General features: G+C 63.3%; 12 protein-coding genes. 8 read left to right on the top strand and 4 right to left on the bottom strand.

The genetic code is table 11. The features are described 5' to 3' along the window. The first annotated feature begins 115 nt into the window (after positions 1-115). Both AC1DQQ_RS05365 and AC1DQQ_RS05360 read left to right on the top strand, forming a co-directional pair. Entirely contained in the window at positions 116-388 is a 273-nt protein-coding gene (locus AC1DQQ_RS05365; RefSeq protein WP_478028816.1) for a type II toxin-antitoxin system Phd/YefM family antitoxin, read from the top strand. Further along, positions 388-813 carry a type II toxin-antitoxin system VapC family toxin gene (locus AC1DQQ_RS05360; protein ID WP_478028815.1) on the top strand — a complete coding sequence of 142 codons (426 nt, stop codon included), beginning with the start codon at positions 388-390 and terminating at the stop codon, positions 811-813. The genes AC1DQQ_RS05365 and AC1DQQ_RS05360 overlap by 1 nt, the downstream gene beginning before the upstream one ends. Before the next feature lie 55 nt (positions 814-868). Here AC1DQQ_RS05360 and AC1DQQ_RS05355 read toward each other — a convergent pair whose 3' ends face one another. Continuing rightward, positions 869-2,458: a DUF5060 domain-containing protein gene (locus tag AC1DQQ_RS05355; RefSeq protein ID WP_478044488.1), complete on the bottom strand. Its 1,590-nt coding sequence runs from the start codon at positions 2,456-2,458 to the stop codon at positions 869-871. Between the two features lie 219 nt (positions 2,459-2,677). Between AC1DQQ_RS05355 and AC1DQQ_RS05350 the strand changes: the two genes are divergently transcribed. The 3 genes from AC1DQQ_RS05350 to AC1DQQ_RS05340 are packed head-to-tail and all read left to right on the top strand — an operon-like array spanning position 2,678 to position 6,139. Continuing rightward, the gene (locus AC1DQQ_RS05350; protein WP_478044487.1) at positions 2,678-3,937 is read left to right on the top strand and encodes an MFS transporter; all 1,260 of its coding nucleotides are present in this window, start codon (positions 2,678-2,680) and stop codon (positions 3,935-3,937) included. 20 nt (positions 3,938-3,957) lie between these two features. After that, positions 3,958-5,355, top strand: coding sequence for a glycoside hydrolase family 140 protein (locus AC1DQQ_RS05345; RefSeq protein WP_478044486.1), 1,398 nt, complete (start codon positions 3,958-3,960; stop codon positions 5,353-5,355). 43 nt (positions 5,356-5,398) lie between these two features. Continuing rightward, complete coding sequence (locus AC1DQQ_RS05340) at positions 5,399-6,139, top strand: transcriptional regulator NanR (protein WP_478044484.1); 741 nt, start codon at positions 5,399-5,401, stop codon at positions 6,137-6,139. A gap of 27 nt (positions 6,140-6,166) precedes the next feature. On the opposite strand, the gene AC1DQQ_RS05335 is transcribed toward AC1DQQ_RS05340, so the two are convergent. Then, entirely contained in the window at positions 6,167-7,960 is a 1,794-nt protein-coding gene (locus AC1DQQ_RS05335; protein ID WP_478044482.1) for a D-apionate lactonase family protein, read from the bottom strand. A gap of 94 nt (positions 7,961-8,054) precedes the next feature. Here AC1DQQ_RS05335 and AC1DQQ_RS05330 point away from each other — a divergent pair, with 94 nt between their 5' ends. The 3 genes from AC1DQQ_RS05330 (at position 8,055) to AC1DQQ_RS05320 (ending at position 11,415) form a co-directional block, all read left to right on the top strand. Continuing rightward, a complete protein-coding gene (locus tag AC1DQQ_RS05330; protein ID WP_478044481.1) occupies positions 8,055-8,882 on the top strand; it encodes a phosphogluconate dehydrogenase C-terminal domain-containing protein in 828 nt (275 codons plus the stop codon). A 145-nt stretch (positions 8,883-9,027) separates the two neighbouring features. Next, positions 9,028-10,914, top strand: a complete 1,887-nt coding sequence (locus AC1DQQ_RS05325) for a DUF5060 domain-containing protein (protein WP_478044479.1) — start codon at positions 9,028-9,030, stop codon at positions 10,912-10,914. A gap of 39 nt (positions 10,915-10,953) precedes the next feature. Then, complete coding sequence (locus AC1DQQ_RS05320; RefSeq protein WP_478044478.1) at positions 10,954-11,415, top strand: hypothetical protein; 462 nt, start codon at positions 10,954-10,956, stop codon at positions 11,413-11,415. 125 nt (positions 11,416-11,540) lie between these two features. On the opposite strand, the gene AC1DQQ_RS05315 is transcribed toward AC1DQQ_RS05320, so the two are convergent. Together AC1DQQ_RS05315 and AC1DQQ_RS05310 are read right to left on the bottom strand one after the other, a co-directional pair. Continuing rightward, positions 11,541-12,338, bottom strand: coding sequence for a polysaccharide deacetylase family protein (locus AC1DQQ_RS05315; protein ID WP_478044477.1), 798 nt, complete (start codon positions 12,336-12,338; stop codon positions 11,541-11,543). 255 nt (positions 12,339-12,593) lie between these two features. Beyond that, on the bottom strand, positions 12,594-15,647 hold the full coding sequence (locus tag AC1DQQ_RS05310; protein ID WP_478044476.1) for a TonB-dependent receptor plug domain-containing protein: 3,054 nt from the start codon (positions 15,645-15,647) through the stop codon (positions 12,594-12,596). Positions 15,648-15,665 lie beyond the last annotated feature (18 nt).

The raw sequence follows: 15,665 nt of genomic DNA, 5'->3' as shown, positions 1-15,665 counted from the left end.
GAGCGTGAGGGAGTGGTAGCAAGCTGAGTCATGCATTTCCGAACGCGGCCGGCTCGGCGAGGTTTCACCGTCGAGCAGGAGTGACGTGCTGGATTTTTTAGGACAAATGCACTAGATGACCATCTACATGGTCAGGAACACGGCAATGGAAGCAATCAATCTGGCAGAGGCGAAAACACATCTGAGCGAGCTGGTCGATCGGGTAGAAGCCGGGGATTCTATCGATATCACCCGCCGTGGAAAGCCGGTTGCGCGGCTCACCGCCGTAGCCGGGGCACGCAAGCCGATCGATGCCGCGCTACTTCAATCGCTAACGGCAGCGATGCCCCCGCAGCCCGAGAGTGCTGCCGACCTCGTGCGGTCGATGCGGGACGGTGATCGCTACTGATGCTCTATCTCGATACGTCGCTGATCGTCGCAGCGCTATCCAATGAAGCAACGACGCCGCGGATTCAGGCGTGGCTGACGGAGCAGGATCCCGCACAACTGCTGATCAGCGACTGGACCGTCACCGAGTTGTCTTCCGCCATGGCGATCAAGCTGCGGACCGGACAGATCAGCCTGGAGCAGCGCGCGGCGGCGCTCGCCATGTTCAACAAGCTGGTCGCGGAGAGCTTCACCGTCCTGGGCGTGACGGGCGGACAATTTCGGGCGGCGGCGAAATTTGCCAATCAGCATGCGCTCGGGCTTCGCGCCGGTGATGCGCTGCATCTTGCTATCGCATCGGAACATGGCGCCGCGGTTCATACGCTTGACCAACGGCTCGCGGAAGCCGGGCCGGCGCTCGGCGTCCCGACGCAATTGCTCGCTTGATCCGACCCTTCTCCGGCTTGGCAGACTTGCTCGGAAATCGTGATGGGAGACTGGATCAGACTTTCATCACCCGCAGGGCGATCCAGGGCTTGCCCGGCAGCGCGACTTTCGGCCGCGCCGGGTCGTGCACGTCATAATCGTTCTTGCGGGCCATCTTGAACACGCCGTCGACCGGCGTGATCGTCATGTTCCAGGTATCGATCACGTCGATCCGGTAGCTCTGTAATGCATCCTCGCCACGGCCAGGCAAGATGACGTCCCATTCGGTCGGGCGATCGGCGCCGAAATAGCGAAGATAATAATGATTGGCCTTGCCGCCGAGGTGATAATTCCACCACGCCTGGATCGGTTCGATGCCGGGGACCGGCCCCTCTTCCATGATCTTGCGCAGGAAGGCGAGCCGCGGCGGGCTGGTGCCGACCAGCTTGCCGCCCTGCCCCAGCCAGGAGAAATCGGCATTGCGGTTAGCGTCGAACGTCTCGCTGTGGCCGACATAGGTGCCGCCGATCAGTCCGTACCAGAAGCGCTCGACCATCTCCTCGCCGGTCAATTGGCCCCAGCGTTTGTCCGAATTCCCTTCATAGACCACTTCGTCGAAGATCACCGGCTTGAGCGCGAAGGCGCGGTGCAGTTCGGCACGGATGTCGTCGAGCACCGCCGCGCCGTTCTGAATGCTGGCATGGGTGATCCACGGCTTGCGCGCGTCGTAATAGGTATTGATCTGATGGATCGAGCGCAGCCGGTCGTGCGGATCGGCGGCGACCAGCACCTGGAATAGATGGTCCCAGTCGTCCATCGTCTTGGTCTTGATGGCATCATATTCGTTGCCCATCGACCACCAGACGTTGCGATAGGCGCCGAACCGCGCGGCGACGTAGCGCAGGTAACGCTCGTCATCGGCGCGCGTCATGTCGGAATAGCCGCGCTTGGCGTCGTACGGGTGGTAGAGGATGACATCGGCCTGGATGCCGAGCGCGCCCAGCCGGACGATCCGGTCCTCGTAGCGGCGGAAATAAGTAGGGTCGAAGCGCGCGGGATCCCAGTCCTTGGGACCGTCGCCGGTCCGCACGAACGGATTGGTCGCAACCGATTCCACATTGGGAAAGACCAGCATGCGCATCTTGTTGAACGGCGCGCCGGCGAGCGTCTTCAGCGTCTCGGCGCATCGGGCGTCGGATTGCAGCGCCCAGGAATAGCTGGTTGTGCCGATCTGGCGGAACGGCGTGCCGTCGGCATATTCGAAATGATAGCCGTCCTTGGTGACGCGGACCGGGCCATGGTTGCCGGGGCTCGGCGCGATCGCCTCGAACGCGCCGGTGCGGCTGTTGAGCGCGGGCGTGTTGCTCTCGCTGGTCCAGCGCCAATTGCCGATTTCGGGCGGGCTGAAGCGGATGCGGTAAACGCCATCGCCATCGTAGAAGCCGGGCACGCGGATCGTCCGCTCGCCGCCGATGAAGGTCGCCGACAGGGTGACGTCGTCGAACGGATTGCCGGCTTGGGGTCCATCGAGCGCGATCTCGTATACGCCCCAGCGTTCGACGCGCTTGTCGGGCGAGCGCTTCGTTGCCGCCGATAGCGGCCCCGAAGCGGCAGCCGCTCCCAGCGCCATGGCATTGGCCAGCACCGCGCGCCGCGAAAGTCCCATCGCTTCATCCTCTCCGTGGCGACCGAATTGCGACGTCGGCCGGGTTTCCGAAGAGGTATCGGGCGCCTCCAGCCGAGTCAATTTGGGATTATAATATGATCAATTGGCACGACGACGCTCTCGACAAACCGGGTGCCGGCGCGCGAAGACTTGCGTCGCACCGCGTCGATGCTACACTCGCTTAATAATATTATCATACGCTTTACGGAGAGCATGCCAATGACCACGGGGGGCTCCGCGACGGGAGGCTGGCGGGACACGATCCTGGCGGGTCTCGCGAATTATATCGACGCTGGATCGATCGTCGCCGGATCAGTGGCGCTGGCATTGTGGCAAGAGGCGTACGGGCTCAGCAACACGACGCTCGGCGTCCTTGGAGCATTCGGGCCCAACGCGATATCGGCGGGGATCGGCGCGCTGATCGGCGGCCGGCTATGCGATCTGCTGGGCCGCAAGAAGATCTACCAATATGATATGCTGTTCTACGCGTTCGGCATGTTGTGGCTGGTGTTCGCGATCAACGCCTGGATGGTCATTCTGGGGTTCTTCCTGGTCGGGCTGGCGGTGGGTGCCGATATCCCGGCGTCCTGGTCGCTGATCGCCGAACAAGCCCCCGACAAATCGCGGGGCAAGCATAGCGGCGTCGCGCAGGTGCTATGGTATCTCGGGCCGACCGTCGTGCTGCTGATGTTCCTCGTGCTCTCACCGCTTGGACTATTGGGCGCACGGATCGTGTTCGCGCATCTCGCGATCCTGGCGATCGCCCTGACCTTCCTGCGCGCGCGGATGCACGAATCGAAGCGGTGGCTCGAGGCGCAAACCCAGCCCGCCAAGGACCAGCGCCGCGCGAAGCTCAGCGATTTGCTGACCTGGCCAAACCTGCGCTCGATGGGGTTCCTGATCGGCATGTACGGCATCTGGAACCTGTGGGCGGGGACCAACGGCTTCTTCTTTCCGTTCATCCTGCGGACGGTCGGCAATCAGAGCCAGTTTACCGCCGTGGCGGTACAGACGCTGAGCTTCTTCATCGGCATGCTGTCGATCTACCTGATCTTCATGCAATTCTCCGACCGGGTGAACCAGCGGATGTTGTTCGGTATATCGGCGGTGATCCAGGTGGTCGGCATGTCGTTGCTTGCGATCTTCCCGCTGACGCTGCCGATCGCGATCATCCACGTTTTCCTGATGGCGTTCGGTCAGGGTTTCGGCGCGCAGAGCTTTTTCCAATTGTGGAGCGCGGAGATGTTCCCGACCCTGCTGCGCTCGACCGCGCAGGGTGTCATGTTCGCGGTGGTGCGCGTGTCGCTCGGCATTTTCAGCTTCTTCGTGCCGGCACTCACCGCGACCGGGTTCACCACGCTCGCCTGGATCCTGGTGAGTTTCCTGGTGGTGAGCGGGCTGATTGGATTCCTGGGCGCGCCGCGCAACGAAGGCAAGTCGCTCGAGGAAATCGAGGCGGGGATGAAGCCCGCACGCTGACATACGCGAAGGAGGGGAAAATGCGCTGGACCAAGGCGGCGATCGCGGCACTGGCACTGGCGATGGCGACCGTTTTTCCGGCAACGGCGCAGGAGCGAACGCCGCTGCTCAAGGTGTCGGGCAACGGCCGCTATCTCGAGGCGGGCGGCAAGCCGTTCTTCTGGCTGGGCGACACCGGCTGGCTCCTCCTCTCCAAGCTCAATCGCGAGCAGGTCGAGCAGTATTTCGCCGCTCGCGAGCGGCAGGGTTTCACCGTCATCCAGATCATGGTGCTCCATCGGCCGGAAATGGCGAACCCGCTGACCGGGCCGGCCCTGGTCGATGGCGACGTCGCTCGGCCGCGCGTGACGCCGGGTAACGATCCGTCAAAGCCCGGCGAGTACGATTATTGGGACCATCTCGACTGGGTGGTCGACCGCGCCGCCGCGCATCACCTGTACGTCGCGTTGGTGCCCGCCTGGGGCACGTTCGCGGAGATGCGCAAGCTGACCATCGACAATGCGCCGATCTATGGCCGCTTCCTCGCCGAGCGCTACAAGGACAAGCCCAATATCGTCTGGATCAATGGTGGCGACACTCATGCCGACATGGCGACGCTGACCTGGCGCGCGCTTGGCGAGACGATCAAGTCGATCGACCACAACCACCTGATGACTTTCCATCCGTTCGGGCGGACCGATTCCTCCTGGGTGTTTCACGACGCGGCCTGGCTCGACTTCGACATGTTCCAGTCGGGGCATCAGGATTACGCGCAGGACACCCAGCGCTGCGCCTATGGCGAGGACAATTGGCGCTATATCGAGGATGACTGGAAGCGCCGCCCGGCCAAGCCGACGATCGACGGCGAACCGAGTTACGAGAATATCCCGCACGGCCTCGATTTCGTGCAGTTTCCAATCTGGCAAGCGGCGGACGCGCGCCGCTACGCCTGGTGGTCGGTCCTCGCCGGCGCCTTCGGGCACACTTATGGCGAGAACAGCGTGATGCAATTCTACACGCCGGCCGAGAAAGCCGCTTACTGGCCCAAAATCTCGTGGCAGGACGGGTTGCAGGCGCCGGGCGGCGGGCAGATGCGGTTCCTCAAGGACCTGATCCTTTCGCGACCCTATTTCGAGCGCGTACCCGACCAGTCGCTGATCGTCGGCAACGGCACGCGCTATGACCGCGTCGCGGCGACGCGCGGCACCAGCTATGCCATCGCCTATAGCTATACGGGCAAGCCGTTCCGCGTGCAGATGGGCAGGATCAGCGGCAAGCGCGTGCGCGCGTCGTGGTACAATCCCCGAACCGGCCAGACACAGGCGATCGGCACTTTTGCCAATCGCGGCAAACGCCTGTTCACTCCGCCCGGCACGCCGGCAGCGGGCAACGACTGGGCATTGCTGCTCGACGATGCGGCGGCGACGAGCGGGAAATAGCGCTGCTATCCCGCGGCCCGTCCGGGCGCTATTGAAGCAGCGCATGGCTCAACAAGATGCATTTTCCGCTGCCGATCCGATCGTCCGGCGCAAATTGTCCGACGAGGTGTTCGACCGGCTAAAGGCGATGATCGTCAGCGGCGAATGCGGTCCGGGAGGATCACTGCCGTCCGAGCGCGAATTGATGGCGCGCTTCGGCGTCGGCCGCCCGGCGATCCGCGAGGCGATGCAGGCGCTCGCCAATCTCGGGCTGGTCACGATCAGCCATGGCGAACGCGCCAAGGTCCGCCAGCTCACCGCGGAATCGGCGATGCGGCAGCTCGATCCGATCGCGCAAATGCTGCTGTCGACGTCGCCAGAATCGCTCGAACATCTCAAGGAAGCGCGCAGCTTTTTCGAGCGCGGGATGGTGCGTCGCGCCGCCGAACAGGCGACGGCCGAGGATGTGGCAGACTTACGCGCGATCCACGCGCGGCAGACGGCAGCCGCCGGCGACGCGGTCGCTTTTATCCACGCCGACATGAACTTCCATACGCGCGTGGCACGGATTACCGGCAACCCGATCTTCGTCGCGGTGAGCGAGATGATGCTCGGCTGGCTGCAGGAATATCATGCGCACATGCTGATCTGGCAGGGTCATGGCGACCAGACTTTGGCCGAGCATGCCGAACTGATCGAGCGCATCGCCGCGCACGATCCGGACGGCGCTGAGCAGGCGCTGACCCGGCACCTCGCGCGGTCGAACCATCTCTATACGCATCGCGAGAGTCCGACGGCGGGCTGATCCGGTCCAATATCCTCTCGGCGCGATTTAACCGCCGCTCGTTTCGGCGATTTCGAACGGCCGCAGCGAGAGTTCGCGCTCGCCGATGCGAGCCACCTGCACATCGGCGGTCAAATTGGCGACCACCACCATTCCACCCGCGGCGATGGCGGCGATCTTGTCGGGTGCCGACGATCGGCACATGCGCCGCTTCAACCCGGCCATCCGCGCGAGCATCGCGACCGCCGCGAACACCGGCCGCGGGCCCTCCTCTCCGACCACCCCCAGCGGGCCGGTCAACGCCCCCAAGGTCAGCGTATCGAGCGCGGTGCCTTCGGTCGCGGCGGCATAGCCGATCGTCCAGGCCGCAGCGAAGTGGCCATCCTGGCGCGGATCGGCCATCGCCATCGCGATCCGCTCGCGCGCCGGATTGGGCATGGTGCGCGAGCCATAGGGATTCTGCCGCATCCCGATCGTCACCGGACCGAGCCGGTAAGGCTTGTCGCCAATAATCGCACGCGCCGAGCGCAGGATGTGGGGAACGGCTTCGAGCGACTGCATCACGCTGAGGTCATCGGCAGCGTGGACGATCGGGCAGGTCGCGTGGCTGACGAAATCGAGCCGGTCGAGCGGCGGGCGCTTGCGGTTGAGTTCGGTGAAATAGCCGTACATCCCGCCGCCCAGCTCCAGGTGAGGAAATGCCCGGCGCGCGGCGGCGTAGACATCGGACAGAGGCGGGCAAGCGGGCCATTCGCTGCCGGGTGGGGTCGATCGCAGATCGGGTGTCGGATAGAGTGCGATCGCGTCGAGCTTCAGTCCCGTTGCCGCGACGTGATCGGCGACCGCCTGCAACTCCATGTCGAGATCGCCGCCCGTCGCGATCACGCATTCGAGTGTCTTGCGATGCGACAACCCATCGACGGCGCGCGCCAGCGCCTGCATCTCGGCAAGCCCCTGCCCGGCCTGCGCCGCGAAGCTCAGCAGCAAGTCCTGGACGCCGCTGTCGAGCAACGCACCGCGCAACGCCAGCACGGCGTCGGCCTGGTCCGGCGTGACGACCAGCCCGATCCGCGGCATCGGCTCGATCGCCTCGCCGATCGCGACGGTGACGCTGTCCTCTTGTGACGTTTGCTCGACGGCGTCGCCCTCGATCTCGATGCGCACCGACTGATGCTCGATCGTACCCCCTGGCATGACGTAGGGCCACGGCTTGGCGAGCGGCCGGACATAGGTCTTGTACGAAGCATCGGACCAGTTGCGCTGGTCCTCCATCTCGAAAATGTCGCCATCCAGGCGGCACGACACGGTCAAGCCGCGCTGACGATGGATCAGCGCGGCGATGTCGGTGAAAGGCTGAAGCGGAGCGATCAGCTCGGGAAAGACGGATTCCTCCATCGACCCGTCGCCATGCTCGACGCGAAGCGGCGCCCCCGCCAGCGCAGCGGGATGAAGCACGCAGAAGCCGAGCCGGTTGAGCGTGACGTCGTCGACCGCTTGCGCCTCGACGCAGAAGATCAGGCGGTCGCCGAACGCGGCGATCGTCGCGCCGTAAACCAGATGCTCGCCATTGGGACCTGTGCAATCGGCGCCATAATAGATTTCGATCCGATCGTCCGACTGCTCGGCATGCAAGGAATGGATCGTCGGGGCCAGCGTACCCCAATCGCGGTCGCGAACCAGGTACTGGATGCCCCGCACCACCTCGACCCCGTCGACGCGGATCGAGCGCAGATTGCCGCCGACCAAGTCGAAGGAAAGGCGTCCGACGGCGAAATGGCGCACCGGCGCGGGCGGCGCGTCGGTGCCGTACAAAGCCAGCGCATCGGCCTCGGTCTTGGCCATTCCTCTCCCCGCGCCCTCTTGGATCCAGCGCTTGCACAACTCATCATACCATCATACCACGAAAGCAAGCAATTTGATCGGAAGGGTTGAAAACATGGTGGCGATTGCGCTGTTCGGTGCGGGCGGGAAGATGGGCGCGCGGCTGTCGCGCAACCTGCAGGGCAGCGACTATGAGGTGCGGCACGTCGAACCCGGCGAGGTCGGCCGCGCGCGGCTGCGCGACGAGCTTAATATTACGTGCGTCGATGTCGCCGCGGCGATCGATGGCGTCGACGTGGTTATCCTCGCGGTGCCCGACACGCATGTCGGCTCAGTCGCGCATGAGATCGCGCCGTCGCTCAGGTCCGGAACAATAGTGATGGCGCTCGATGCCGCCGCGCCGTTCGCCGGGCATTTGCCCGATCGGCCCGACCTCACCTATTTCGTCACCCATCCCTGCCACCCGCCGATCTTCAACGACGAGACCGATCCCGCCGCGCGCGACGACCGGTTCGGGGGGCTCCATGCACGCCAGGCGATCGTCAACGCGATGATGCAGGGACCCGAGGAGCATTATGCCTTGGGAGAGGCGGTCGCACGGACGATCTGGGCACCGATCCTGCGCTCGCACCGCGTCACGGTCGACCAGATGGCGCTGCTCGAACCCGGCCTGTCGGAAACCGTGTGCGCGTCGTTGCTCGATACGATGCGCGAGGCGATGGACGAAGTGGTGGCGCGCGGCGTGCCCGCCGAGGCCGCGCGCGACTTCCTGCTCGGCCATATGAACATCCTGGCAGCGGTGATCTTCAAGCACATTCCCGGGCAATTCTCGGACGCTTGCAACAAGGCGATCATGTTCGGAAAGCCGGCGATCGTGCGCGACGATTGGAAGCGCGTGTTCGACGCCGACGAGCTTGCTGCAAGCATCCAGCGCATCACCTGAAATTTGCGCCCGATTTTCGCCTGCTGACCAACGGTGTGCATTGACTCGCTCAGCAGACTTATGATCTCATCATACCAGTTCAAAACAACAGTTCGAGCGACACCGACCGCGTTGCGGGAAACGGCGCGGACCATTGGAGAGGATGATGGCACAAGCCTGTTCGACGGCGGCGGCGCGCATGGTGCGCCGGCGGCGGCTGTACATGTCCGTCAGGGGTACGATCGCCTTGCTGGCCAGCCTTGGCTGCGGCGCTGGAATGGTTGCACCAATGCTGCACGCGGCCACCGCCAAGCCGCGCGCGGCGTCAACCGTGAGGATCGTTGGCGAACGCAGGCAATGGCATGACGTCCAGCTGACCTTCGCCGGCCCGCAGACCAGCGAAACCGCCAAGCTCAACCCGTTTCTCAACTACCGGCTCAACGTGACTTTCCGTCATGGTGACAAGGTCTATGTCGTGCCCGGTTACTATGCCGCCGACGGCAATGCCGCGGAGACCAGCGCGACCGCAGGCAATCTGTGGCGGGTCGATTTCGTTCCCGACGAGGTCGGCACCTGGACCTACACGGCATCGTTCCGGACCGGCCCCGAGGTCGCAGTCAGTCTCGACCCCAAGGCCGGCACGGCGACCTCGTTCGATGGCGCACGCGGTTCGTTCACGGTCGCGCCAAGCGACAAGACCGGCCGCGATGCCCGCGCCAACGGCATGCTGCGCTATGTCGGCAAGCACTTCCTGCAATATGCCGGCAGCAAGCGATATTTAGTCATGGCGGGCACGCAGAGCCCGGAGAATTTCCTGGCCTATTACCAGTTCGACAACACCAGGGATTTTCGCGGGCAGAAGGGCCTGCCCAACCCCGACCAGCTCCACCATTACGACCCGCACGTCGGGGACTGGAAGCCCGGCGATCCCAGCTGGCAGGGCGGCAAGGGCAAGGGGATTATCGGCGCACTCAACTATCTGGCGTCGAAGGGGATGAACAGTTTCTACACGCTGACGATGAACAATTACGGCGACGCCATGGATATCAATCCGTGGATCTCCTACGACGAGCATACCCGCTACGACGTGTCCAAGCTGGGCCAGTGGGAGATCGTCTTCTCGCACATGGATCGCCTGGGCATGCAGGTGATGATGATCACCCAGGAGGAGGAAGGCGAACAGACGCTCGGCAAGATGAGCGTCGAGCGCAAACTCTATTATCGCGAGTTGATCGCGCGGTTCGCTCACCATTCGGGCATCGTCTGGGACCTGGACGAGGAGATGGACCGGTTCCGCTATTTCAAGACCCAGGACATCGAGGACATCGCCAATTACATCAAGGCGATCGACCCCTATAAGCACCCGATCCAGTACGTGCAGTGGAAGGCCGAGCTGATCGACGATCAGCGTACCTATGGCCGCTTGCTCGGTTTTCCCAATTTCGATTCCACCGCGCTCCAGCACGATGCCGAGAACACGCATGCGGAGACGATCAAGTGGCTCGACAAGTCGGATGCCGCCGGCCACCCATGGCTGGTCCACCTGATCGAGATGAACCCCGGCGTCCGCCCCGATACGGAAGACTATGCCCATGACCGGGTGCGCAAGCTGGCGATCTGGGGGCATTATATGGCGGGCGGCACGGGGACGATGTTCTTCTTCACCGACCCGATCGGCGACCTCAATATGGAGGATTACCGCTCGCGCGATCACCTGTTCGACCTGATCCATTACGCACAGGATTTCGTCGTCCGCTATCTGCCGGTCCAGGACATGCGCCATGCCGACGAGCTCACCCCGGCCAAGGACGATTACGTCCTGGCGAAACCCGGCCAGATCTATGCAGTCTATCTGCCCGAGGGCGGGTCGACGGCGCTGGATCTGTCGCAGACACCGGGCAGGTTCGAGGTCAAATGGTACAACCCGCGCGCCGGCGGCGAACTCCAGGACGGCAGCGTCCGCACCGTCGAGGGCGGCGGTAGCCGATCGCTCGGCAAGGCGCCGTCCGACACTTCGAGCGACTGGGCCGTGCTGGTCCGCAAGGTCAACTGACGCCGCCCATTCGGCGACACGATGAAATTGGATCACGCCATGAACAAGACCATGTTTGTACTCGCCGCGCTATTTTATGCGACGGGCGCTTCGGCCCAGGAAAGCGGGCGGGAGAAAGAGGGAGCGGCAATACTCTCGGACGCGAACAGCTCGATGTTGGTCAAGATGACGAGCTCGATGAGCGCGGCGACCAGCAAAGTCGGCGAGCCGGTCACCGGCGAGCTGATCGATCCGCGCGAGTTGCGCGGCGCCAAAGTCGAAGGGGTGGTTGATCGCGCCGACCACGACATATTGAGCTTCTCGTTCGACGCGATCCGGATCGGCGACAAGAGCTACCCGATCCAGTCGCGGCTGGTCTCCGTCACCAGTTCGCGCGGCAATGAGGGCCAGGACGATCTCGGTCAGCGCATCCGGATCGAGGGCGCCGGCATCATCGCTTATGGCGTCTCGACCGCGCTAGACGAAGGGGCGGAGGTGCGGATCACTGCCTGGAAGAAATAGCGGGCGGATTCCCCAGCCCAGCCGTTCGGTTGCGGCGGGGATTTGGTTTGATAGCCTTCCCCCGCGCCGCTCGATCGCAAGGTACGATGGGTCACGCGGCGGCTAGCATGATAATGCGGGCCGCCTTAGTCTTCCGGGTGACTGGCGACGTAATCCATCACGGTCGAAAACGGCGCCACCCAAATCGTGTCGGCATGGTCCTTGAGATAAGCGAGGAGCTGCGCGTGCGCCTCGGCGGACACCTTTAAATAGTCGCCGCCGACTCCGTGAAAGCCGATAACCAACAGATCGCCGGACCTTTTGGCAGTTTCGACCGCCGCGATCATATCGGCGCCCGTGGCCTTTTCGTCGAACCATCGGCACGGCACGTCCATCGGGTCCAGCACCTTGCCGCCCGGCCAGCCGGCGCTGCGGGTATAGCGCACCAGCCCACTGGTGCGCAGCGCAGGGAGATAGTCCACACCACCAGCCAGATGTTGACCGCACGGCGTGGCAAAGCTGTGCTGCACCTTCCCGTCGATCGCCGTCAGCATGGTGTTCATCGTCCGGATTTCGGCAAGCATCATTGGAGCATCGTAGGCCTCACTGGTGTCGAGCTTCCTCGCCGGCGGATAATTGGCCTGCGGACAGGCGTGGCGAACGGTATGGTTGCCGAGCTCGTGGCCTTCGGCCGCCGCTGCCCGCCAGCGCTCGATCTGCTCCGGCACCAAGGCATTACCGATCAGGAAAAATGTTCCTTTCAGGCCGGCTGCATCGAGCGCGGGAATCGCGATGTCGAGATCCGAGGGTAAGGCATCGTCATAGGTCAGCACCACCGCGGCCCGCCGGCCGCCAGGCCATTCCCTTGCCTGAGCTTGGGACGCCACCAGGGTTAGCCCGATCAGAACCGATCCGACACGCAACAGAGTTGCTACCGTTCGCATCACCACTCCACGATTTTTCCAGTTTTGATAGCGCTACCTAGCGGACGGGTGAGACTTCGACAACGTGCCTTGCACATTGGCCGCGGCCCGAAGGTAAGGCTGCTCCGGGATTTCGGCGTCGCTGGTCGAACCCCTAAATTGAGACGCAAGCCGCCAACGATCCAGGTCAAAGCAACCGCTGGTCTCCGCACACAAAAAAGACGGGAGAGCGGCCGAGGCCACTCTCCCGCCCAGGGGAGGAAACGGGTTGCGAGGTTACATCTTGATACGGAAACCGGCGTAGAAACGGCGGCCGATCGGATCAAACATGGTCGACGGGTTAAAGTTGCCGACACTGCCGTAAAGCGGCGGCATCTTCACATCGAAGGCATTCTTCGCGCCGAGGTAGAACTGCCAGTTCTTCTTGACGTCGAAGCGGACCTGAACATCGGTGTAGACCCTCGCGCCGAGCGTGAACAAGCTCTTGGGCGGCAGCGATCCATCGGCCAGCACATAGGTCGTCTGGAAGTTCTCATAATCCAGCATCTGCTTGCCGATATACTGGTTGGTGACCGTCACCCCGAACGTATCGCTCGACCAGTCGAGGGTCAGCACGGCCTTGTCCCGCGGGTTGCCGAACTCGCCCATCGTGTTGTCGTATTTGTCGCCCTGGAGCGGAACGACACCGTTCTTGAGCAGATGGGTCCAGCTGCCCTCGAACGTGGCGGTCCCGCCAAACACCGCCTGACGATAGTTCAGCGTGAAGTCGAGGCCGCGCGTGAACGCGCCGCCGCTGTTGACCAACGTCGTGAAGATCTGCTGGACCGACCCGATGCTGAACGCGCCCGATGGTTGATCGCGCCGGGTGATGAACTGGCAGAAGTCCGAAATACCCTGCACATAGCATTTGTTGAGGATGGTCGTGGTCGACAGGCGGCTGATCGCGCCCTGCAGCTGGATGTCGAAATAGTCAGCCGTGAAGGTCAGGTTGCGAAGCGCATCGATCGACCGCGGATTGATCACCACGCCCGCGGTGAAGGTCTTGCCGGTTTCCTGCTTGATGTTGGGGTTGGCGCCCGACACGCTGCCGACACCGCTCTGGTCCGACGGCGTCAGCGTGAACTTGCCGTTGGCGTTGATGTTCGCGACGACCGACGGCACGGCGAGGCAGTTGGCCGCCGTAGAACCGGTCGAGGTCAGGGTAATGCCCTGACAGGGATCGGTGATCGAGGTGATGCCCGACGACGCGGCCGAGAACAATTCGCCGATATTCGGCGCGCGGACGGCGTGCGCATAGACCGCGCGGAACCGGATATCCGAGGTCGGCGCCCATTCACCCCCGATGTTCCAGGCCGAGAAGCTGCCGACGGTCGAATAGTCCGACAGGCGATAGGCGCCGCGCAGGGTCAGTGCCTTGAAGAACGGGAGGTCCGCCAGGATCGGCGCGACCACTTCGCCATAGGCTTCCTTGACGTTGAACGAACCCTGCGTGTTCAACAACTGGACGTAACCGTTCTTCGCCTGGTTGCTCAGCGGGTCGAAGATGTCGCGGCTGGACTCGGTGCGATATTCGGCACCGACCGAGATCTGGAGTGGACCATAAGGCAGCTTGAACAGATTGCCGCCTAGGTTGAGCGATGCGACCTGCATTTCCTGCTTGGAGTCGCGGATGAGGTTGGTCTGCAGGTATTTCGCCGCGGCAGCCGAAATCTTCGACGAGCCATCCGGGTTCAGGCCGTAGATATTGACCGGCACGCAACCAGCCGCTCGCGCATTGGCGTCGACGCAGACCGCTTCGGTGAGGTCGCCGTTCTTATTGTAGTCGAAGATGTCCGGCATGACCTGGAGCGCGTTGGCGAGGTTGTAGAGGTTCGCCAGCCCGGTCATTTCCTGGTGCTGCTTGGTATAGCTGTACTGGTAATAGCCATCGAGGCTCCAGCTACCGCCAATGTCCCAGGATCCGCCGGCGGCGATCCGGAAATTGTCGCGCTCGGTCGGCGTCTTGCGTGATCCGAACGCGGTGGTGCGGATCAGCATGCTCAGGTCTTTCGACCCGATCGCATCGTTGGTCGAGCGGTCGGTCGCGGCATTGAAGACGGCGGTCGGCACCAGCGGGTTGTTGACGATCACCGTCGCGCCCGTGGTCGGATTGGTCACCGCATATTGAATCGGATAGAAACCGCCGGTGCCCGTGAACGCACCGAGCGCGCTGTCGGTGCGCATTGGCGACGCTTCGCGCTCGCCATTGGTGCGCACGTTCACATAGGTCGTCTCGAGGAAAACGTTGACCTTGTCGGTCACGTCGAAATTGGTGCGCTGAGCGAAGGTCAGTCGCTTCGACGGTGGCGCGATCTGGCCGTATTGCGCGGCGTTGAAGCCGTCGGTCGCCGGGACATAGGTGTGGAACGAGCCGTCGGGACTGATGATCTGGTTCGACTTACTGCCGATCACGAAGGCGCCGCCCGGGCCGACGCTCGACGGCACATAGGCACGTTTGAAGAGGTCCTGTGCCGCTTTGAGGTTGAGATCCGACTTGCCGGCGACGCGTTCGGTCGTGCCGAGGCTCAATGCCGAGAGGCGGCTGAAATCGCGATCGGCGGCAAAAACCGCGCTCGCCTGGTTCCAGCCGACATAGGCCATCACGTTGCCGCGATCGCCAGCGAAATTGGATCCGAACGTGACGTTGGCGTCGAGCTCGTGATTGTCGCCCTTTTGCGAGATGCCGTCCTGCACGTTGAGCTGGATGCCCTCGAACTTCTTCTTGTAAATGAAGTTCACCACGCCCGCGATCGCGTCCGAACCGTACACCGCCGATGCGCCGCCGGTCAGCACGTCGACGCGATCGACGAAGGACGGCGGGATCATCGACACGTCGACCTGCGCCGTGCCGGGCACGCCCGCGACGGTTCGCCGGCCGTCGATCAGCACCAGGGTGCGATCGGGGCCGAGATTGCGAAGATTGATGGTGGCAAGGCCGGGATCGGTATCGTTGCCGGTCGTATTACGGCTCTTGCCCGGAATGCCGACCGCGGGGTTGATCTGCAGGATATCCTGGACGTTGGTCGTGCCCTGCTTGCGCAGGTCTTCGCTGGTGATCACCTGAAGCGGCGACGGCGAGGTCAGCGTCGGGCTCTTGATGCGGCTGCCGGTGACGACGATCTCGCCCTGCGGCGCCGTACTATCCTGGGGAACGTCCGCGGTCGGCGCGGGTGCCGAAGTGTCCTGGGCGAATGCCGGGACCGCGATCATCGTCATCAGGCTCGCACCGGCAAGCAATGCGGCATGCGCGGCACGCCGTTCGAATCCTGGTTTCTTCAGATATACCTTCATCGTCCCACTCCCTATTTT

Source organism: Sphingomonas sp. P4_G3 (genome assembly GCF_056401105.1).
The sequence above is the reverse complement of the archived record's forward strand: the minus strand, read 5'-3'. Positions and strand labels throughout refer to the sequence as shown.